The 20282-nt window shown below is 64.7% G+C and carries 18 protein-coding genes; 4 read left to right on the top strand and 14 right to left on the bottom strand.

The window, feature by feature from the left end; all coding sequences use genetic code 11:
* The first annotated feature begins 136 nt into the window (after positions 1-136).
* Positions 137-799 (top strand): TetR family transcriptional regulator, encoded by a 663-nt coding sequence (locus VGH41_RS05240; protein ID WP_331596283.1) that lies wholly within the window; start codon positions 137-139, stop codon positions 797-799.
* 46 nt (positions 800-845) lie between these two features.
* Here the strand turns inward: VGH41_RS05240 and VGH41_RS05235 are convergent, their stop codons facing one another.
* The 6 genes from VGH41_RS05235 to VGH41_RS05210 form a co-directional block, all read right to left on the bottom strand.
* Positions 846-1601, bottom strand: coding sequence for a CoxG family protein (locus tag VGH41_RS05235; protein ID WP_331596282.1), 756 nt, complete (start codon positions 1599-1601; stop codon positions 846-848).
* Positions 1602-1637: 36 nt separating this feature from the next.
* Positions 1638-2063 (bottom strand): DUF427 domain-containing protein, encoded by a 426-nt coding sequence (locus VGH41_RS05230; RefSeq protein ID WP_331596281.1) that lies wholly within the window; start codon positions 2061-2063, stop codon positions 1638-1640.
* 201 nt (positions 2064-2264) lie between these two features.
* Positions 2265-2759, bottom strand: coding sequence for a carboxypeptidase regulatory-like domain-containing protein (locus tag VGH41_RS05225; RefSeq protein ID WP_331596280.1), 495 nt, complete (start codon positions 2757-2759; stop codon positions 2265-2267).
* Between the two features lie 253 nt (positions 2760-3012).
* On the bottom strand, positions 3013-4533 hold the full coding sequence (locus VGH41_RS05220; protein ID WP_331596279.1) for a DegQ family serine endoprotease: 1521 nt from the start codon (positions 4531-4533) through the stop codon (positions 3013-3015).
* Between the two features lie 141 nt (positions 4534-4674).
* Positions 4675-5976, bottom strand: coding sequence for an ATP-binding protein (locus tag VGH41_RS05215; RefSeq protein ID WP_331596278.1), 1302 nt, complete (start codon positions 5974-5976; stop codon positions 4675-4677).
* A 4-nt stretch (positions 5977-5980) separates the two neighbouring features.
* On the bottom strand, positions 5981-6643 hold the full coding sequence (locus VGH41_RS05210; protein WP_331596277.1) for a response regulator: 663 nt from the start codon (positions 6641-6643) through the stop codon (positions 5981-5983).
* Between the two features lie 347 nt (positions 6644-6990).
* Between VGH41_RS05210 and dacB the strand changes: the two genes are divergently transcribed.
* From dacB to VGH41_RS05195, 3 genes are all read left to right on the top strand, one after another.
* Positions 6991-8646, top strand: coding sequence for a D-alanyl-D-alanine carboxypeptidase/D-alanyl-D-alanine endopeptidase (gene dacB / locus VGH41_RS05205; protein WP_331596276.1), 1656 nt, complete (start codon positions 6991-6993; stop codon positions 8644-8646).
* A 194-nt stretch (positions 8647-8840) separates the two neighbouring features.
* The gene (locus VGH41_RS05200) at positions 8841-9755 is read left to right on the top strand and encodes a sterol desaturase family protein (protein ID WP_331596275.1); all 915 of its coding nucleotides are present in this window, start codon (positions 8841-8843) and stop codon (positions 9753-9755) included.
* Between the two features lie 166 nt (positions 9756-9921).
* Positions 9922-11049: an SGNH/GDSL hydrolase family protein gene (locus VGH41_RS05195; protein ID WP_331596274.1), complete on the top strand. Its 1128-nt coding sequence runs from the start codon at positions 9922-9924 to the stop codon at positions 11047-11049.
* A gap of 131 nt (positions 11050-11180) precedes the next feature.
* On the opposite strand, the gene VGH41_RS05190 is transcribed toward VGH41_RS05195, so the two are convergent.
* The 8 genes from VGH41_RS05190 to VGH41_RS05155 form a co-directional block, all read right to left on the bottom strand.
* A complete protein-coding gene (locus VGH41_RS05190; RefSeq protein ID WP_331596273.1) occupies positions 11181-11762 on the bottom strand; it encodes a nucleotidyltransferase domain-containing protein in 582 nt (193 codons plus the stop codon).
* Positions 11763-11958: 196 nt separating this feature from the next.
* Positions 11959-13065 carry an L-threonylcarbamoyladenylate synthase gene (locus tag VGH41_RS05185; RefSeq protein ID WP_331596272.1) on the bottom strand — a complete coding sequence of 369 codons (1107 nt, stop codon included), beginning with the start codon at positions 13063-13065 and terminating at the stop codon, positions 11959-11961.
* A gap of 13 nt (positions 13066-13078) precedes the next feature.
* Positions 13079-14275 carry a 5-(carboxyamino)imidazole ribonucleotide synthase gene (locus VGH41_RS05180; protein ID WP_331596271.1) on the bottom strand — a complete coding sequence of 399 codons (1197 nt, stop codon included), beginning with the start codon at positions 14273-14275 and terminating at the stop codon, positions 13079-13081.
* A gap of 73 nt (positions 14276-14348) precedes the next feature.
* Positions 14349-14885 carry a 5-(carboxyamino)imidazole ribonucleotide mutase gene (gene purE / locus VGH41_RS05175; protein ID WP_331596270.1) on the bottom strand — a complete coding sequence of 179 codons (537 nt, stop codon included), beginning with the start codon at positions 14883-14885 and terminating at the stop codon, positions 14349-14351.
* 32 nt (positions 14886-14917) lie between these two features.
* Positions 14918-15808, bottom strand: a complete 891-nt coding sequence (locus VGH41_RS05170; protein WP_331596269.1) for a phosphoribosylaminoimidazolesuccinocarboxamide synthase — start codon at positions 15806-15808, stop codon at positions 14918-14920.
* A 133-nt stretch (positions 15809-15941) separates the two neighbouring features.
* On the bottom strand, positions 15942-17006 hold the full coding sequence (fba, locus tag VGH41_RS05165; protein ID WP_331596268.1) for a class II fructose-bisphosphate aldolase: 1065 nt from the start codon (positions 17004-17006) through the stop codon (positions 15942-15944).
* Positions 17007-17201: 195 nt separating this feature from the next.
* Complete coding sequence (gene pyk, locus VGH41_RS05160; protein WP_331596267.1) at positions 17202-18638, bottom strand: pyruvate kinase; 1437 nt, start codon at positions 18636-18638, stop codon at positions 17202-17204.
* Positions 18639-19065: 427 nt separating this feature from the next.
* Positions 19066-20259: a phosphoglycerate kinase gene (locus VGH41_RS05155; RefSeq protein WP_331596315.1), complete on the bottom strand. Its 1194-nt coding sequence runs from the start codon at positions 20257-20259 to the stop codon at positions 19066-19068.
* Positions 20260-20282: the final 23 nt, after the last annotated feature.

Raw genomic sequence — 20282 nt, 5'->3', positions numbered from 1 at the left:
AAAAGTGTCTTTCACTATTGCATGGCCGAAGCGCAGGCAATAATTGTTCGCGAAACACGCAACAATCAGTCGGATCGTGATGCGGCGCGTTTAAAAGTGTCAGGGTTACCCCGCAAAATAAAGCAGGTCGAGAGATATGGTCAGACGAACCAAGGAAGAGGCGCAGGAGACACGCGCAGGCATCCTTGATGCCGCCGAACGGGTCTTTTTTGAGAAGGGTGTGTCACGCACGTCGCTGGCTGATATCGCTCATGCCGCGGGGGTCACGCGCGGCGCGATCTATTGGCATTTCGCCAATAAGGGCGATCTGTTTACAGAGATGTTCGACCGCGTGCTGCTGCCGCTCGACGAACTCAAAGCCGCCTCGATCAACCCGGAAGAAGCCGATCCGCTCGGGCGTCTCGTCGAAATCTGCACGCTGTGCCTGCGCGACACCGCCAACGATCCGCGGCGCCGTCGCGTGTTCGACATCCTGTTTCTGAAGTGTGAATTCGTCGAAGAGATGGGGCCCGTGATGGCGCGCCATCAGAACAACATGCGCGAAGGGCTCGCGAAGCTCGAAGTGGGCTTGCGCAACGCGATCACCAAAGGGCAGCTGCCCGCGGATCTGGATACGAAGCTGGCGGCTTCGCTACTGCACGCTTTCGTGGGGGGGTCGTTGCGTGACATGCTGTTCCTGCCCGACGCCACTGACTTCGGCAAGCATGCACGTCAGCTGGTCGACGCCATGTTCGATGCGCTGCGGCTCAGCCCCGCGTTGCGCACTACCGGCAACACTGGCGCGGCGCCGGCACTCTAGGCGCCGTTTCGCGCCAGCTGCCGGGCCGGCCGGCCGTCATGCGCCGTCAATTCGGCCCGCTGAACCAGTGCGTCGCATAGAGCAGCAGCGCGACGAGGAAGATCATCGCCGCCCACGCCCAGTAGGGCACCGGGTGTGGGGTGGGTTGTTCGCGGGACACGCTGTGCGCAGCACGCGCGCCGAACAGCGTGCTCGTCGCCCGGCCGGTCAACGACCCGTGATGCTCATGCAGCCGTGCGCGGCGCGCCATGCCGCCAAGATTGATGGGGCGCAGGAACACGTGCTGACGTCGTGCGTGCGTGCCGCGCGCCTCGTTCGGCCCCTGGCCGTGCTTGGCTTGCACGACCGCACAGAATTCGGTGAAGAAATCGTCCGCCAGATCGTGCAGCGCCTTTTCCAGCTGGCGGGTCGGCAGTTCGGCGAGCGGCCCGGTCATGGTGGCCCACACCGAATAGTCGATGCGGGTGCACGGCCCCCTCGACGGCCCGGTGTCATCCGCGCGCAAGGTGACGTCGATCTGGCCGCGCAGCGAGCCGACGCCTTCGGCGCGCGCCTTGAAGTTAAGCGCACGCTGCGGCAAACCAGGCTGACCCGCCGTTTTGTTGGCGACGTGGGCACGCACCTCGTAGCGGGCGCGCAACGGTCCGAGCGGCACGGTCAGCGTCAGCGCGTACTCGCCGCCCGCCAGCCGGATGAATGACTCGCAATTGTCGAGGCTTGCCCGCAGCAACGCGAGATCCTGCAGCGCGTCCCAGACGTCTGACGGCGCAAGCGGAATCCGTAATGCGTTGTTCAGTTCCATGGCAGCCTCCCCCGATGGCCGCGTGCGTTCGCCAGATCAGGATGTCTGATCGATGCGGTCGACACGCGATGTGTAAAACGCAAGATACCCCTTGATCCGCTGGGCGCCTTCGAGCGGCGCCTCATAACACCAGACCGCATTTTCGACGAGGCCGTCTTCGGTGCGCAAATGAAAGTACGACGCATCGCCTTTGAACGGGCAATGCGACGTATGGTTCGATCGCTCGAGCCGCGCCATATTCACATCGTCGCGCGGGAAATAAAAAACTTCCGGCAGGCCCGTTTCCGCGAGCGTCAGCGCGGCCTGCGTGTCGGCCATCGTGACGCCCTGGTGAATCACGCGCACCCGATGCCGGTTCAGCGTGATCTCGATGCGGTGGCCGGCGCGCGCCTCGCCCGACGCATTCGCGCCGTGCGCGGGCGTCCCGGCGGGACTTCCTTTGGACGTCGGGGCATCGCTCATGTCTCGGCTCCGTAACACGTAACACGTCAGGCAGCAGTGCTGGCGATCAATCCGCCGATCCGAGCCGAACCAGCCCGACCGCGCGAAATGATAGCTCCAGCAGATGGCAGCGGCTTTTCGATCGAAAAAAGCCACGGGCATCCCGTGGCTTCATTATCGGCCAAAGTTCGGCGGATTGCGCGGCCATCCGCACCCCTGCCGTTACTGGGTGTTCCAGTAGAAAGCTGCCTTCGCCGTGCCCTGAGCCGGCACGGTGACCGCCTTCTGCTGATCGTCGCTCTTGTAGCGGGCATGCACCGTATAGCGGCCAGGATGCAGCCTGACGAGCATGTAAGGTCCGCGCGAGCTGGCGTTCAGCACATCGGCGCCGTGCGCATCGACGATCTGCACATGGACGTCCGCGAGAAAATCGGAGCCGGGACCGGTAAAGCGCATCGACAGCGGCCATTGGCTTTGCGCCGCTTGCAGTGCCTTCGATTCGTCGCTGCCGACGCCGCCGGACACATACTGCACGTCACCCTCGCTCTGGATCTGCGGCATGCCGCCGCCGTTGACGTTGCCGGCGCTGCCGTTATCGGTCGTGCTGCCGCCGCTGACGTCGCTTGCCTGCGCCCATGCGCCGCCGGCAAGACCCAATGTCAGCGCCGCGCCCACGGCCGCCGCAACCAGCCGTCGCCGATTCCCTTGGTTTTTCATTGCATCGCTCCTTTCTGTGAGTCTGACGGGACTGCCGGATCGATATCTGCAACTGCCGTGCCCAGTTCGTGCGCCGGACCCAGCGCCAAGGCGTGACGGTCTTCAGCGCCCCGCACCGCGCGGCGCACCAAAACAAAACGGGCGCCATGCGCCCGTTCCGGAAAGGTCCATCGGCAAGTTATGCAAACGGACCGGCAAGTTTTACGTCATCCATCCGACGCCGATACAGCCACGGCCTGCTGTCAACCGCAGATCAGCCGAGGTCGACCGGCACGAAAATCTGCGAGTTGTCACGCTGGATCAGCAAAGCAATGCTGTTGCCCGCCTGCGCGATCATCTGCTTGAGCTGTTCGACGCTCGACACCGGACGGCCGTTGACCGCGAGGATCACGTCACCCGGCTGGATCCCGGCGTTTTCGGCGGGGCCGCCCGCCTGTTGCACCAGCAAGCCGTGCGAGACCGACGCGCTGCTCTTTTCGTCCGGCGTGAGCGGCCGCACCGCGACGCCCAGACGCCCTTGCAGTTCAGGCGGCGCCTTGTCGTTCGAGGCCACCTTGGCATCCGACAGCGAGCCGATGGTCACCTTGATGTCCTTGCTTGCCTTGTCGCGCCACACCTGCACGTTGGCCGTGCTGCCCGGCGCCAGACTCGCGATCTGCGACGGCAGGCTTTCCGAATCCGTCACCGGCACGCCGTTTACCGAGGTGATCACGTCGCCCGGCTGCAAACCTGCCTTGGCGGCCGGACCATTCGGGTCCACCGAACTGACCAGCGCGCCATTCGGCTTTTGCATGCCGAACGAATTCGCCAGCGTCTGGTTCATGCCCTGCACTGCGACGCCCAGACGACCGCGGCTCACGTGACCGGTCTTGACCAGATCGTCCTTGACCTTGATCGCTTCGTTGATCGGAATCGCGAACGACAGGCCCTGGAAGCCGCCCGTCTGCGAATAGATCATTGAATTGATGCCGATTACTTCGCCCTGCAGATTAAACAGCGGGCCGCCCGAGTTGCCGGGGTTGACCGGCACGTCGGTCTGGATAAACGGCGTGTAGTTCTCGTTGGGCAGCGAGCGCGACTTCGCGCTGATGATGCCCGAGGTCACCGTGTTGTCGAAACCGTACGGCGAGCCGATTGCCACGACCCACTGGCCGACCTTGCTCTGGCTCGGATCGCCGATCTTCACAGTAGGCAGATTCGACGCGTCGATCTTCAGCACCGCGACATCCGACTGCTTGTCCGCGCCGACCACCTTGGCCTTGAATTCGCGCTTGTCGGTCAGCTTCACGGTGACCACGTTCGCACCGTCGACGACGTGCGCGTTGGTCAGGATGTAACCGTCGCTGCTGACGATAAAGCCCGACCCGAGGCTGGCGCTCGGCTGATCCGGTTGATCGCCGCCGTCGCCACCGCCGCCACCGCCCTGCATGCCGGGCATGTTGCCGAAAAAGTGCCGGTAAAACTGGTAGAACGGATCGCTCGGGTCGATCGGCAGTTGCTGCGCGCCGCCGTTGCCCGGATTGCCGCGCAGCGCCGTCTGCTTGACGACGTGTTTCGCGCTGATATTGACGACGGCCGGGCCATAGGTTTCGACCAGACCGGAGAAATCGGGGATGCCGGTTTTTGCTGCGGCCTCGGCAGGCATCATCGCGGCCTGGGCCGGGGAGATGACTTGAGGCGCGGGCACATCACGATGTCCCGCCACGTAGCCGGCGGACAACGCGACGGCAACCGCCACGGCAACGGCACTTCGAGACAGGGTTTTCGCTTTCATCGGGTACTCCTGACAGGGAGGAAGGCATGAGGGATGGGATGAAGCGTAAGGGGCGTCACTTAAAAGAGTCTTAAATATGGGAACTCCTTTAAACCCGCCCACTTCACGTGCCTTACGGCCCTCTTCGCTGCTTCCTTTGCGTTAGAAACGCACGCTGACCAGCAAGCCGCCCGCCGGCGATTCGCCGAGCGTCACGCTCGCGCCATGCTGCGTGGCGATGCGGCGCACGATGGCGAGGCCCAGGCCGCTGCCGGAGACGTCGGTGCGTGCGCGATCCGCGCTGGCCCCGGCCCGATAGAAACGGTCGAAGACGCGTTCGCGCTCGGCGGGCGGAATCCCGGGCCCGCTGTCGGCGATCCGCACGACCGGCCGGCCGTCCCCGGTCAACAGGTTCACGTCGACCCGGCCGCCGGGCGGCGTGTATTTGGTCGCGTTGTCGACCAGATTGTTGAGCATCACACGCAGCGCGTCGGCATTGCCGGTCACGCTGGCAGGCTCGTTGACCTCGATGCCGAGGTCGACGCCGCGCAGTTGCGCAAGCGGCGCGTAAGCGAGCACGCAGTCTTCGAGCAGCGCGCGCAGATCGATCGTCTGCGTCTCCAGATCGCTGTCCGGCTCGGAGCGCGCGAGCGCCAGCAGTTGCTCGGCGAGCCGCGTCGCGCGCGTGACGCCTGCTTGCAGATCGGCGAGCGCCTCGCGGCGGGTGGCCTCGTCGGCGGCGCGCGCCACCAGTTGCGTCTGGATCTGCACGGCGGCAAGCGGCGTGCGCAGTTCATGCGCGGCATCGGCGACGAAGGCCTTTTGTGTATCGAGCGCGGTCGCGAGCCGTTGCAGCAGCCCGTTCAGCGCGCGCACCAGCGGCTGCACTTCGAGCGGCAGACGGCTATCGGGAAGCGGATCGAGTGCTTCCGGATGACGCGCGTCGAGTGCGCCCGTCACGCGTCGCAACGGCTTGAGCCCGCGACCGACCACTACCCAGACCGCGAGGCCGAGCAGCGGCAACAGCACGATCAACGGCCACAACGTGCGCAACGCGACGTTGGCGGCCAGCCGGTTCCGCACGGACACCGGCTGCGCCAGCTGCACGACGTTATCGCCGACGATCGCACCGTACACGCGCCAGTCGCCGCGATCCGTACGCTCCGTCGAAAAACCCAGTTCGGCGCGCGGCGCGAGCGGCGCACGCGGCCGCGAGTAGTACATCAGCGCGCCGTTGCGATTCCAGATCTGCAGCACGATGCCTTCGTCGCCGGTGTCGCGCGAGCCGAGCACTTGCGAAAACGGCTCGGACGGCAGCGCTTCGGCGATTTCCTGCAGCTGGTAATCGAACAGCTCGTTGGCTTCGGCGAGCGCCTGGTGGTAGATCAGCCAGCCCGCAATGCCGACGCCGAGCAGCACGATGGCAAGCAGCCAGAACAGCAATTGACGGCGGATCGAACGCATCGGCTCAGGCGTCCTTGGCGATCATGTAGCCGAGGCCGCGCACGTTGCGGATCAGGTCCGCACCGAGCTTCTTGCGCAGCGCGTGGATATACACCTCGACGGTATTGCTGCCGATTTCCTCGCCCCAGCCGTACATCTTTTCTTCGAGCTGGCTCTTCGACAACACGGCGCCAGGCCGCGCGAGCAGCGCCTCGAGCAGCGCGAATTCGCGGGCGGACAAGGCCACCGGCGCGCCGGCCAGGGTGACCTGATGCGAGGCGGGATCGAGCGTGAGCGCGCCGTGGCGGATCGTCGAATCGCTGCGGCCGGATTGACGGCGAATCAGTGCGCGCATGCGGGCGCCGAGTTCGTCGAGATCGAAAGGTTTGACGAGGTAGTCATCTGCGCCGGCGTCGAGTCCCTTGACGCGGTCGGCCACCGCGTCGCGCGCGGTCACGATCAGCACGGGCAGTGTATGGCCGCGCGAGCGCAAGGTGCGCAGCACGTCGAGGCCGTCGCGTTTGGGCAGACCCAGATCGAGCAGCACCAGATCGTAAGGCTGGCTGGCCGCCGCGCTCAATGCCGCGTCGCCGTCTTCGACCCAGTCGACGGCAAAGCCTTCGCCGCGCAGCGCCTTACGCACGCCTTCGGCAATCATCCGGTCGTCTTCGACTAGCAATATGCGCATGGCTGTACGAGTCCCGAAACATTCATGATGCCGCATTCTAGCGCCCGTGCCGCGCTCACGCGCAGCGGCGCTCGTGCCGGCGAATTTCATCCCGCAATTTCACGCAGGCAGCGGCATGTCTCTACAATGAGCGCTTTTGCGCAGCGCGCCATGTGACTCCAGCCGCAGTGCGTAAGGTTGACGGGACTGACGCGTAGCGTGAACGAAAGGTTGCGCCGTGCTCGCCGGTAGCCGCTCGACTGCCGTGCTCCGCGAAAGCAGCGCGCCCTCTTCCGTAACGCCATACCTGAGCACGCCGCGCCTTGCGCCGTGCTTCAGCCGTGATTTTTTGGTCTTTTCGCCCGTTCATGACGCTCGTCTTTTTGTCTTCACTTGCACGCCGCCTCGCGCCACGTCTGGCTTCGTCTGCTGCCTCTGCCCCATCTGATTTTTCCACCGCCATCAGCAGCCCGCATGCGGCGCGCATGGGGCGTCACTGGCGCGCCGCAGCCTGGGTGATGACGTGTACCGCGCTGGCCTGCGCCGCGCCGGCGCAAGCCCGCGTCAAGGCGACGCATCCGCTGGTCAGCGTCAGCACGGTGCTGCCGCCTGCGGTCATGGCGGGTCTGGAGCGCGCCCACGTGCCGTTGACCGCGATCAGCGTGGTGGTCGAAAAAGTCGGCGATCGCACGCCCATCGTCGCACTCAACGCGGGCAAGCCGATGATGCCCGCCTCGACGATGAAACTCATCACCACCTATTCAGGTCTGTCGATCCTCGGGCCGGACTATCGCTGGCGGACCACCGCGTATGCGGACGGCAATCTCGATGCGAACGGCGTACTGCACGGCAACCTGTACATCCAGGGCACGGGCGACCCGAAGCTCGTGCCGGAAGAACTGATCGACCTCGTGCAGAAGATCCGCAAGGCGGGCATCAACGGCATCGACGGCGCGCTGGTGCTCGACAAGCGCTTCTTCGATCCGTCGACCCGCGATCTGCCGCCGTTCGACGACGACACCACTGCGCCGTACAACGTCGGCCCCGATCCGCTGCTCTACGCGTTCAAGTCGTTGACGTTTACGATGACGCCGTCGCCGGACGGCAGCGTTGCCGTCGACGTGATTCCCGCGCTCTCGCAGTTGCAGATCGACAATCATTTGCACGCGACGCGCGGACCGTGCCGCGGCGAATTGCCCACCCCTGCCGTGACGCCGCAACCGAACGGCACGGTCGTCGCATCGTTCGATGGCGACTATCCCGAACGATGCGGTCCGCGCTCGCTCAACGTCGCCGTGCTCGATCACACCGCGTTCTTCGCGGGCGGCTTCCTCGCGCTGTGGCAGCAGACCGGCGGCACCTTCAGCGGCACCACGCGCGAAGGCGCCGTGCCGCTGAATGCACGTCTGATCGCGACGCACGACGGGCCGATGCTGTCGGACATCGTTCACGACATCAACAAGTTCAGCAACAACACGATGGCGCGCAACCTGTTCCTGACGATCGGCGCGACCGTCAACAAACCGCCCGCGACGCCCGAAAAATCGGCGCGCGCAATCGAAGCGTTTCTGCAGCGCAGCGGCCTGAACACGGAGTACCTCTCGCTGGATAACGGCTCGGGTCTGTCGCGCGACGAACACGTCACGGCGCTCTCGCTGGCGGACCTGTTGCAGGCCGCCAATGCCAGCCCGGTCGCCCAGGTGTTTGTCGATTCTCTGCCGGTGGCGGGCGTCGACGGCACGATGCGCAACCGGCTCACTTCGCAGCCGGTGGGCGGCAATGCGCACATCAAGACCGGCACGCTGCGCGACGTGCGGGCCATTGCGGGTTACGTGGCATCGGCCGACGGTGTGAGTTACATCGTCGTCAGCATCATCAACGACCCGCATTCGGAGGCCGCCCGCGCAGCGCACGATGCCCTGCTCGAATGGGTCTATCAGGGTCCCTCCCAACCGATGCAGGAAGTCGCCGCCGAGCCGCGCGCCAAGCCCAGGAAAAACCCGCACAAGCACGGCCAGCATTGAGGATTCCTTCTAGCGAAGCCGCGCGCGGCGAGCCGTAGAGCGTGTACGCTTGCGGCAGTGTTTGAAGCGCGCTTCAAAAATATCGAGGCGCGCGCAGGCCGCGCGCCGGTTTCGCCGGCGTTGCCAGATCAAACAATAACGACAACGCCCGCTGCGGCAATCGCAGCGGTCAGGGACCACGGAGGAAGACGGACATGCAATTCGATGCCGAATTGCTGTTGCTCGCCATGGCGCCGGTCTTCCTCGCATGTATCGGCTGGGAGGCGTGGCACCTGCATCGCACGCGCCCGGACGCGGGCTTCTACAGTTGGCGCGACACGCTGTGCAATGCCGCGCTTGCGCTCATGCAGCAGGCCGCCGACAAGCTCGCGTGGCTCGCGATCATCCCCGTTTATGCGTATTGCTATCGCCATTTCCGCGTCTGCACGTGGCCGGCGGGATGGCTGTCGTTCGTGGTGCTGTTCGTCACGCAGGACCTGCTCTACTACGTGTTTCATCGCTGCAGTCATCGGGTGCGCTGGCTATGGGCGGCGCATGTCGTGCATCACTCGTCGGAACGGATGAATTTTTCCACCGCCTTCCGGCAGAGCCTGATGTATCCCATTGCCGGCATGTGGGTGTTCTGGATTCCGCTCGCCGTGCTCGGCTTTCCGCCCACGCAGATCGTCGCCATCGTGCTGATCAATCTGGCCTTTCAATTCTTCGTGCATACGCAGGTGATCGGCAAGCTCGGCTGGCTCGAATACGTGCTGAACACGCCGTCGATTCATCGCGTCCACCACGCGCGCAACGAACGCTATCTGGACCGCAACTACGCAGGCGTGCTGGTGATCTGGGACCGGCTGTTCGGCAGCTTCGTCGAGGAGGATCCAGACGACCTTCCGATGTACGGCATCGTCGAACCTTTGTACACGTACAACCCGTTGAAGGCGACGTTTCACGAATGGACCTCGATGTTCGGCGACGCGCTGCGGGTACAGGGTTTGCGCAACAAACTGCGCGCGCTGTTCGGACCGCCCGCATGGGCCGCCGACTATCACGCCCAGCTCGCGCGTGCCCGTGAATCTGCCGGCACGGCGCAACAGGAGGTAGCAGGTCAACGTATCTGAAAACGAAACACACCGTATCTGAGGACGCTTTCTAAAAACAACCGGCCGCGTTTCAAACAGCGCGCAGGCCGGGGAAGATTCTGTAAGCTGTCGCCACGCCGCCGAAGCGGCGGGCGCTGCCTGCATCACATGGCAAAAGAGCCACATACGAGGAGATGAAATCAATATGAAACATCAGGGAATCAAACAGCGCGGTCTGTTGCGCATGACACAAGTGGCGATCGCCAGCGCAGCGTTCGTCTTGCTGGCAGCGTGCGGCGGTGGCGGCAGCAGCAATAACAGCGCGAGCGCGACGCCCGCGGGCGGCGTGAATCTGCAGGTGGTGTCGTTCGGCGACAGCCTGTCGGACGTGGGGACCTATTCGCCGGTGATCGCCGCGAACTTTGGCGGTGGCCGCTTCACGACCAACCCGGGCGAGATCTGGACGCAGAAGGTGGCCGAATACTATGGCGGCACGTTGACGCCGGCCAACCTGGGTGGCTTCGGACAACCGCTGGTCGCGACGACCGGCCTGGGTTATGCGCAAGGCGGTGCTCGCATCATGGTGACGCCGGGCGTCGGCTCTCCGCAGGCGACCGCGGTATCGGTCAATGCCCAGGTCACGCAATATCTTCAGCAGCACGGCAGTTTCAACGGCAATCAGCTTGTGCTGATCGAGGGCGGCGCGAACGACGTCCTGATCGCAGCGCAAACCATTGCTGCTGATCCGAGCACGGCGGGTGCGCAGGAAGTCGCAGTCGGAACCGCAGCGGCGCAGCTGGCGGGCATCGTCGGTGAGCTGCTGCAGAATGGCGCCACCAAAGTCGTGCTGGCCAACATGCCCGATATCGGCCAGACGCCGCAGGGTGTCGGTTCCGCGGACGGCGGTGCACTGCTCACGGGCCTCAGTACCGTCTTCAATCAGGAACTGGAGAGCGCGCTGACGTCCGCGGGCATTATGAACAAGGTCATCTACCTCAACACCTTCAAGTTCATCGACAACGCGGTGGCCAACTTCGCCTCGAACGGCTTCCAGGTGTCGAACACGCAGACGGCCTGCGCCCTGCAGGCGATGATCAACAACGCAACCGCCTACGCCGAGCAAAACCCGAGCGTGCTTCTGCCCGGCGAGACGGCCTCCGACTTCGGCACCTCGTTCGGCTCGTCGCTGTTCTGCTCGCCGCAGACCTACACGGTTGCCGGCGCGGACCAGACCTATATGTTCGCCGACACGATTCACCCGACCACGCATCTGCACGCCCTGTTTGCGCAGACGGCCGAGCAGACAATCGCAGCTGCGGGTATCGGCAAGTAAGGTTGTGGAGTTGAGCTAGCGGCTGACGAACGCTAGCGCAGGCAATGTCCGGCTCGACGGGACCGCACATTGCCTGCGGTGACTCGCGCGGCGCGCATCCAACGCGCCGCACTTCGACAGAATTGCGCTACTTATCCGCCAGATCGCGGCGTCTCGTCGGGAACGATCCGGATGGTCGGCGAATCGACGATGGCCCGCACCACGCTATCCTCGCTGCATAACACCGTCCATTCAGCCGGATGATGCAGATTGACATGCACCGGGCGTCCGAGCGTGGCATCGAGCGGCGCCAGTTGATCCAGCAGCCGTGTGAGACTCACGCGCCCCACCACCATCAGGTCGATATCGGTGCCTGCCGTATCCGTGCCCCTCGCGACCGAACCGAACACGAAGGCTTCGTCGATCTCTTCCATCAGCGGCGCGAGCGCTTCGCGCAGCATGCCCGCGAGCCCAAACGACTTCGCGCAGATGCTGCGCAACTCCGGGTAGAGCGGGAAATCCGTGTTGGCCTGAAACAGACGCTGATTGCCGACGCGCGATTCGCGCAACACACCCGCTTCCCACAAACGACGCACGGCATGTTGACCGGCACCGCTGCCTGCGCCTGAGCGCGACATCAGTTCAGCCAGATTGAAGCTTCGCTCCGGCGTGGACAGGACAAGCGACAACACGCGCTGCTCGCGCGGAGTGAACATGAAATCCGCAATACCCATTCGCCTCCCTTAGGGTTCATCCATGCCAACTGTTGGCACGATTATGCCAAGGACTGGCACCGAAGGCAGTTGAGCCTCGCAATGATATTCAGCGGGAGCGGGGAGCGGGCATGTCATGCCGGCTTCCCGCTTTGGATGAAGATTTTGAAAGGCTCCCACGCGCAGGCCGCAGTTGCGACAGGCGAGGCTGCCGGGCCTAACCCTGCGCTTCGAATGCGGCCGCCGCGCGACCGAGGCGGTCGTTGACGGCGATCCATTCGATCGTATCCGGCAGCTTCTCAATCAGGATGCGCGTGACATTCGCGCGGTCGAGCGCACGCAGCAAGCCGTAAAGCTCGCGAGCGTAGACATGCGGATCTTCGGGTGCGGCGATGAAATGCACGCCTTCGGCTTCGGCCCACCGTCCGGCGCGCGACACGCGCGCGACCAGCGCCACGCGCTCCTGCGGCTCGCGCGCCGCCAGCACGGGCTCCAACGCTTCAAACGGCAACAACGCCAGCGGCGTGCGCGGCGCATAGTGCGCCTTGAGGGTGCCCGAGGCGCGCGGGGCGCTTGCGTCCGAACCGTCCGGCAAACGCGGCGCCTCACCCAGCACCTCGGCAATGTCTTGCGGCGTCACACGCCCCGGGCGCAGCAGCGCCGGAAAGCCGCGCGACAAATCGAGAATGGTCGATTCGATGCCGACGTCCGATGGCCCGCCGTCGAGCACGTGAATCATGCTGCCGAATTCGTCGCGCACGTGTTGTGCCGTAGTCGGGCTGACATGACCGAAGCGATTTGCCGACGGCGCGGCCACCCCGCCATGTCCGCCGCGCCGCGCGCTAAACGCCGCGAGCAGCGCCTGCGCCACCGGATGCGACGGACAACGCAAGCCCACCGAATCCTGACCGCCGCTGACGGCTGCCGGAATATGCGCGGCACGCTTGAGAATCAGCGTGAGCGGGCCTGGCCAGAATGCGTCGATCAGCCGCAATGCTTCCGGCGGCAAATGCTCGACCCAGTAACCCGGATCGCCTTGCGGCGCGAGATGCACGATTACCGGATGATTTGCCGGCCGCCCTTTGGCCGCGTAGATGCGCGCCACCGCATCCGGGCTTTGAGCGTCGCCGCCCAGGCCGTAGACGGTTTCAGTGGGAAACGCGACGAGTTCGCCCGCATCGAGCAGCGCTGCCGCGTGGTCGATCTGCGCGGCGCCGATGACGGCGCCGGCAGACCCGGTGGATCCACCCGGCTTGCCGGCCTGGCCGGCAGGGGCGGCGTTAGCGGCTTTCGCTGCGTCCGCGGGTTTAGCTTGATCCGGCATGGTAACGACTGGGTCAGCCCTTCAGGATATGCAGCAGCCGGGCGCAATCGCGCGCGGCCGTGCGGGCTTCGTCGAGCGTCGCCGCGGTGAAGTTCACGTGACCCATCTTGCGACCGGCCCGCGCCTCTTCCTTTCCATACAGATGCAGGCGCGCTGCGGGCATTGCAGCCACCTCATGCCACGGCGGCGTGACTGCGGCACGCTTGCTGCCGTCGGGGAACCACACGTCGCCGAGGATGTTCAGCATCACTGCCGGCGAGTGCTGGCGCGTGTCGCCGAGCGGCATGCCGGTCATGGCGCGGACCTGCTGCTCGAACTGGCTGGTGGCGCACGCGTCGACCGTGTAGTGGCCGGAGTTGTGCGGGCGCGGCGCCATTTCGTTGGCGACCAGCGAACCGTCTTCCAGAATGAAGAACTCGACGCATAGCACGCCGATATAACCGAGCTTGTCGGCAATTTGCATGGCCGCCTGCTGCGCCTGCGCCACGAGCGTCGGAGTCGCATCCGGGGCCGGCACGATGGTGTGCGACAGCACGCCGTCGCGGTGCGTGTTCTGCGCCAGCGGATAGACCACCGACGTGCCGTTCGCGCCACGCGCAATCAGCGCCGATACTTCGAACTTCAGCGGCAGGCGCTTTTCCAGCACACAGGCCACGCCGCCCATCGACGCATGCGCCTCGCGCACTTCTTCGGCATTGCGCACGCTCACCTGGCCCTTGCCGTCGTAGCCGAGACGCGCAGTCTTCAGAATGCCCGGCAGCACGGCTTCGAGCCTGGCGTCTTCGAGTGCCGCGAGCGCCGCGGACGATTCGATCACCACATGCGGGGCGACGGCCACGCCGGACTCGGCGATGAAGCGCTTTTCGGCGATGCGGTTCTGCGCCACCGCGACGCAGCGACCAGCCGGGCTCACGAAGGTGGTGCGCGCGAGGAAATCGAGGCTCGTGGCGGGCACGTTCTCGAACTCCGTCGATACCGCCGCGCACAGGCGCGCGAGTTCGGTCAGCGACGCTTCGTCGTCGTACGCGGCACGCAGGTGACGGTCGGCAACCGCGCCGGCCGGACTGGCTTCGTCCGGGTCGAGCACGGCCACGCGATAGCCCATCGCCTGAGCGGCAAAGCAGAACATGCGGCCAAGCTGGCCGCCACCAACCATGCCAAGCCATGCGCCGGGCAGAATCGGTGATACCGGTGTGTTGTCTGGGTTCATCTCAGTGGTCAGTCACGACCGGCGCGCACGTGTGTACGCCGGCCGGGGTTCGGGCAATATGAAGCGTTCGCGCTTACAGCGCGGGCAATACCATTGCGTGCGCCGCTTCGTTCTGGCGCACACGGAATGCGGCGAGCGCGTTCGCGTATTCAGTCGACGTGACGCTCAGGATCGACACCGCGAACAGCGCCGCATTCGCCGCGCCCGCTTCGCCGACAGCAAAGGTGGCAACCGGCACGCCCTTGGGCATCTGCACGATTGAATGCAGCGAATCGACACCCTTCAGATACTTGCTCGCCACCGGCACGCCGAGTACCGGCACGGTTGTCTTGGCGGCCAGCATGCCGGGCAGGTGCGCCGCGCCGCCGGCGCCCGCGATGATGGCGCGCAGGCCGCGCTCACGCGCGCCTTCGGCATAGGCAAACATCTCGTCGGGCATGCGGTGCGCGGACACGACTTTCGCTTCATACGGTACGCCGAATTCCTGCAGGATCGCAACGGCGTGCTTCATGATTTCCCAGTCGGAACTGGATCCCATCAGCACGCCGACGAGCGGCGCAGCATGCGTATGTGCTGTCTGTGCCGGCTGGGCAGTCTGGACTTGGCTCATTTGTGGGGCTTCCTTGTCTGTCACTCGCGGCATCAGGCGAGCGTCTGCCCGGTCAGGCGTTCGAGCGCTTCCTGGTACTTCGCGGCCGTCTTCGCCACGACCTCGTCCGGCAGCTTCGGTGCCGGCGGCTCCTTCTTCCACGACTGCGTTTCCAGCCAGTCGCGCACGAACTGCTTGTCGAAGGACGGCGGGTTGGTGCCGACCTGGTATTCGTCGGCCGGCCAGAAGCGCGACGAATCGGCGGTCAGCGCTTCGTCCATCAGGTACAGCTTGCCGTGATTGTCCAGACCGAATTCGAACTTCGTGTCCGCAATGATGATGCCGCGGGTGGCCGCGTAATCAGCGGCTTCCTTGTACAGCTTGATCGAGATGTCGCGGATCGTGGCCGACAGTTCGGTGCCGATGCGCCGTTCCATGTCGTCGTACGTGATGTTCTCGTCGTGGTGGCCCATTTCAGCCTTGGCGGCCGGCGTGAAGATGGGCTCGGGCAGCTTCTGCGCGTTTTGCAGGCCCGGCGGCAGTTGCACGCCGCACACGGAACCCGTGGCCTGATAGTCCTTCCAGCCGCTGCCGGCCAGATAGCCGCGCACCACCGCTTCCACGAGGATCGGCTCGAGGCGCTTCACCACGACGGCGCGCCCCTTCACCTGGTCGGCTTCGTCAGCGGCCACCACCGACTCGGGCGCCACGCCCGTCAGGTGGTTCGGCACGATGTGCTTGAGCTTGTCGAACCAGAAATTGGCCATCTGGTTCAGCACGCGACCCTTGTTCGGAATCGGCTCGCCCATAATGACGTCGAACGCCGACAGACGGTCGGTGGTGACGATCAGCAACTGGTCGTTGCCCACCGCATAGTTGTCGCGGACCTTGCCGCGGCCGAGCAGCGGCAGCGAGCGGAGCGTGGATTCGTAAAGGGTAGACATCGTCGTAGTTCGCTAAAAGTGGGGCAAAAAATGAGACCGGAACAAAAGGGAAACGCCGTTCCCCCTATCATGCGGGAACGGCGAAACGGACTGCAACCTGGCCGGATGGCCAGGTCCGTGCTGTACTGACTGCCTAGCGGACGACCTGTGCGAGCTCGCCCTGCTTGTACTTCTCCGCGATTTTATCAAGCGACACGGGCTTGATCTTCGCCGCCTGGCCTTCGCAACCGAATTGCAGGTAACGCTCCACGCAGATCTTCTTCGTGGCTTCGCGCGCCGGCTTCAGATAATCGCGCGGGTCGAACTTGCCCGGATTCTGCGCCATGTAGCGGCGAATCGCGCCGGTGATGGCCAGCCGCAGGTCGGTGTCGATATTAACCTTGCGCACACCGTGCTTGATGCCTTCCTGAATTTCTTCGACCGGCACGCCGTAGGTTTCCTTCATGTCGCCGCCGAATTCGCGGATTTCCGCCAGCAACTCCTGCGGCACCGAAGACGAGCCGTGCATCACCAGATGGGTGTTCGGAATGCGCCGGTGAATTTCCTTGATGCGTTGAATGGACAGGATGTCGCCCGTGGGCTTTTTGCTGAATTTGTACGCGCCGTGTGACGTGCCGATGGCGATAGCCAGCGCGTCGCATTGCGTGAGCTTGACGAAGTCAGCCGCCTGCTCCGGGTCGGTCAACAGCTGTTCGCGGGTCATGGTGCCTTCCGCGCCGTGGCCGTCTTCCTTGTCGCCCTTCATGGTTTCCAGTGAACCCAGCACGCCGAGTTCGGCTTCGACCGTCACGCCGATCGAGTGCGCCGCTTCCACCACCTTGCGCGACACGTCGACGTTGTACTCGTACGAAGCCACCGTCTTGCCATCGGCTTCCAGCGAGCCGTCCATCATCACGCTGGAAAAACCACTGCGGATGGCCGCCATGCACACGGCCGGCGACTGCCCGTGATCCTGGTGCATCACGACCGGAATGTACGGATACGACTCAACGGCAGCTTCGATCAGATGGCGCAGGAACGGCTCGCCCGCATACTTCCGCGCGCCCGCCGAGGCCTGCATGATCACCGGGGCGCCGACCTGATCCGCCGCCGCCATGATGGCTTGCACCTGCTCCAGATTGTTCACGTTGAATGCCGGGAGCCCATAACCGTGTTCGGCGGCATGGTCCAGCAGTTGACGCATTGATACGAGAGGCATGCATGTACTCCTAGATTGAAACGAAAACCTGTGCCGTCGGCATCTATATATTGGGATTTTATCGCGAAGCAACCTTCATACCCTTGCGCTGCAGGCGCGGGACTCGCCCGAAGGCTGTCCCAAAGTCCTGCGCGCCGCCTCTCGCGGGGTGCGACGGTTGCTCCGCCGTGCCGATTCAAGCAGTTTTACAGCCGATCAATACGGTTCGCCCACCCGCACGATCTTCAATGTGTTCGTTCCGCCGGCCTGGCCCATCGGCTCGCCGACCGTCAGCACGACCATATCGCCGCGCGACGCGTAACCCTTGCTGACCACGGTTTCCAGCGCCTGCTGCAACGCCGTGTCGCGGTCGCTGCTGGTGTCCAGATGCAGCGAGGTGACGTTGCGGTAGATGGCCATGGCGCGCTCGCTGCCGACCCGCGGCGTGAGTGCGAAGATCGGCACGTGCGTCCAGTGACGCGACATCCACAGTGCGGTCGAACCCGACTCCGTCAACGCGACGATGGCCTTCGCGCCGAGATGGAATGCCGTGAACAGCGCGCCCATGGCGATCGACTGGTCGATTCGCGTGAACGTGCGGTCGAGGAAATCCTTGTCCAGCTCGGACTGCTCCGACTTTTCCGCTTCGACGCAGATCGCGGCCATCGTCTCGATGGTCTGCACCGGGTATTTGCCCGCTGCGGATTCGGCCGACAGCATCACCGCGTCCGTGCCGTCCAGCACCGCGTTGGCGACGTCCGACACTTCGGCGCGGGTCGGCACCGGGGCGTAGATCATCGACTCCATCATCTGCGTGGCGGTGATGACGAACTTGTTCGATTCACGCGCCATCCGGATCATGCGCTTTTGCAGCGCCGGCACTGCGGCGTTGCCGACTTCCACGGCCAGGTCGCCGCGCGCCACCATGATGCCGTCCGAAGCGTCGAGGATGCCTTGCAGCGCCGGAATCGCTTCGGCGCGCTCGATCTTCGCGATCATTTTCGGCTTGATGCCGTACGGCGCGCCGGCGATATTCGCGAGCTGGCGGGCCATTTCCATGTCGGTCGCGTTCTTCGGGAACGAGACCGCGACGTAATCCACGCCGAGCGACATGGCCGTGCGGATGTCTTCCATGTCTTTCGCGGTGAGCGCCGGCGCCGTCAGGCCGCCGCCCTGGCGGTTGATACCCTTGTTGTTCGACAGCTCGCCGCCGATCTTCACGGTGGTATGAATCTCGCTGCCGAGCACGCGCACGACATCCAGCACGATCAGGCCGTCGTTGAGCAGCAGCACGTCGCCGGGTTTCAGGTCGCGCGGCAGGTCCTTGTAGTCGAGGCCGACGCGATCGTCGTTGCCGAGTTCGCATTCGGAATCGAGCACGAACGGGTGGCCGGGCACGAGCGTGGTCTTGCCGTTTTCAAAGCGGCCGACGCGAATCTTCGGGCCCTGCAGGTCTGCCATGATGGCGACTTCACGGCCGGCCTGGCGCGCCGCTTCGCGCACGAATTCGGCGCGTTGGCGGTGGTCGTCGGCGGTGCCGTGTGAAAAGTTGAGGCGCACCACATCGAGTCCTGCCTGAATCATTTGCAGCAGGATTTCCGGCGTACTGGATGCCGGACCGATAGTGGCGACAATCTTGGTGGCGCGATGCATGAGTCTCCTCGTTTGGAAAGGATCGCTGGAGTTGGCGCTGCGAGTCAGGTGCGGAGGCTGCGCACCGAAGGATGCTGCCAGGGGCCGCGCGCCAGTTGCAACCGGCGTCGCTTTTTTGTGTGCTGAAGAGGTATTCGAAACCGGCGCATGCAGCGCCGGACTTGCTGCGGGCGTTGCGGCTGCGGCTGGCGATTCAGCCAGCGTCACGCCAGATTCAGTTGTTCCGGATGATGCAGTGCCGGCATGACCGGCGGGTGAAAGCGCGGCAGGCGCGGCAGGCGCGCTTTTCGTGGCGCGCGCGGCGCGCTCTGCTGCGGAAGACTTCGTGACCGGCGTGGCCGGGGCTGACGCGCTCTCCGCGGCGCCTTTGGACGACGCCTTCACGCGCGTCTTTGCTGTTTTTGCCGGGGAGGAGCGCGTCGCCACGTTAAGCCCGCGCTTCCAGAACTGCGACGGCGGGCAGCTTCTTGCCTTCGAGGAACTCGAGGAAGGCGCCGCCGCCCGTCGAGATATAGCTGACCTTGTCGTGGATGCCGTACTTGGCGATGGCCGCGAGCGTATCGCCGCCGCCGGCAATCGAGAACGCCGCCGATCTGGCGATGGCATCCGCCAGGGTCTTCGTGCCGTTGCCGAACTGGTCGAATTCGAACACGCCAACCGGACCGTTCCAGACGATCGTGCCGGCCTTTTCGAGCTGAGCCGCGAGCGCCATGGCGGTTTGCGGTCCGATGTCGAGGATCAGATCGTCGTCTTCCACGTCGGCCACGGCCTTGACTTCGGCCTTCGCCGTGGGCGAGAACTCCTTGGCTGTCACGACGTCCGTCGGGATGGGCACCGAAGCGCCGCGTGCCTTGGCCGCGTCGATAATGGCTTTGGCTTCGTCGACCAGGTCCGCTTCGGCCAGCGACTTGCCGATCTTCAGACCCGCCGCCAGCATGAACGTATTCGCAATACCGCCGCCCACGATCAGCTGATCGACCTTCTCGGCGAGCGACTTCAGGATGGTCAGCTTGGTGGACACCTTCGAGCCCGCGACGATCGCCACCAGCGGGCGCTTCGGCGCGCCGAGCGCGCTGCCGAGCGCGTCGAGCTCGGCTGCCAGCAGCGGCCCCGCGCAGGCAACCGGCGCGTACTTCGCAATGCCGTGGGTGGTCGCTTCGGCGCGATGCGCGGTGCCGAATGCGTCATTGACGTAGATGTCGCACAGCTTGGCCATCTTCTGCGCGAGTTCGTCGGAATCTTTCTTCTCGCCCTTGTTGACGCGGCAGTTTTCGAGCAGCACCACCTGGCCGGGCGCGACGTTCACGCCGTTTTCAACCCAGTTCGCTACCAGCGGCACGTCGCGGCCGAGCAGTTCGGCCAGACGCTGCGCGACCGGCGCGAGCGAATCTTCGGGCTTGAACTCGCCTTCCGTGGGACGGCCCAGATGCGACGTCACCATCACGGCGGCGCCGGCGTCGAGCGCCGCCTTGATGGCCGGCACGGAGGCGCGGATGCGGGTGTCTTCGGTGATGTTGCCTTGATCGTCCTGCGGTACGTTCAGGTCGGCGCGGATGAACACGCGTTTGCCGGACAGCTTGCCTTCGGAGATCAGATCGGAGAGACGCAATACCTTGTTCATGGGCGTTTGTGTGCGAGTTGATT

Source organism: Paraburkholderia sp. (assembly GCF_036488795.1).
Taxonomy (GTDB): domain Bacteria; phylum Pseudomonadota; class Gammaproteobacteria; order Burkholderiales; family Burkholderiaceae; genus Paraburkholderia.
Note: the sequence above shows the minus strand (reverse complement) of the source record. Positions and strands in the feature narration are given on the sequence as shown.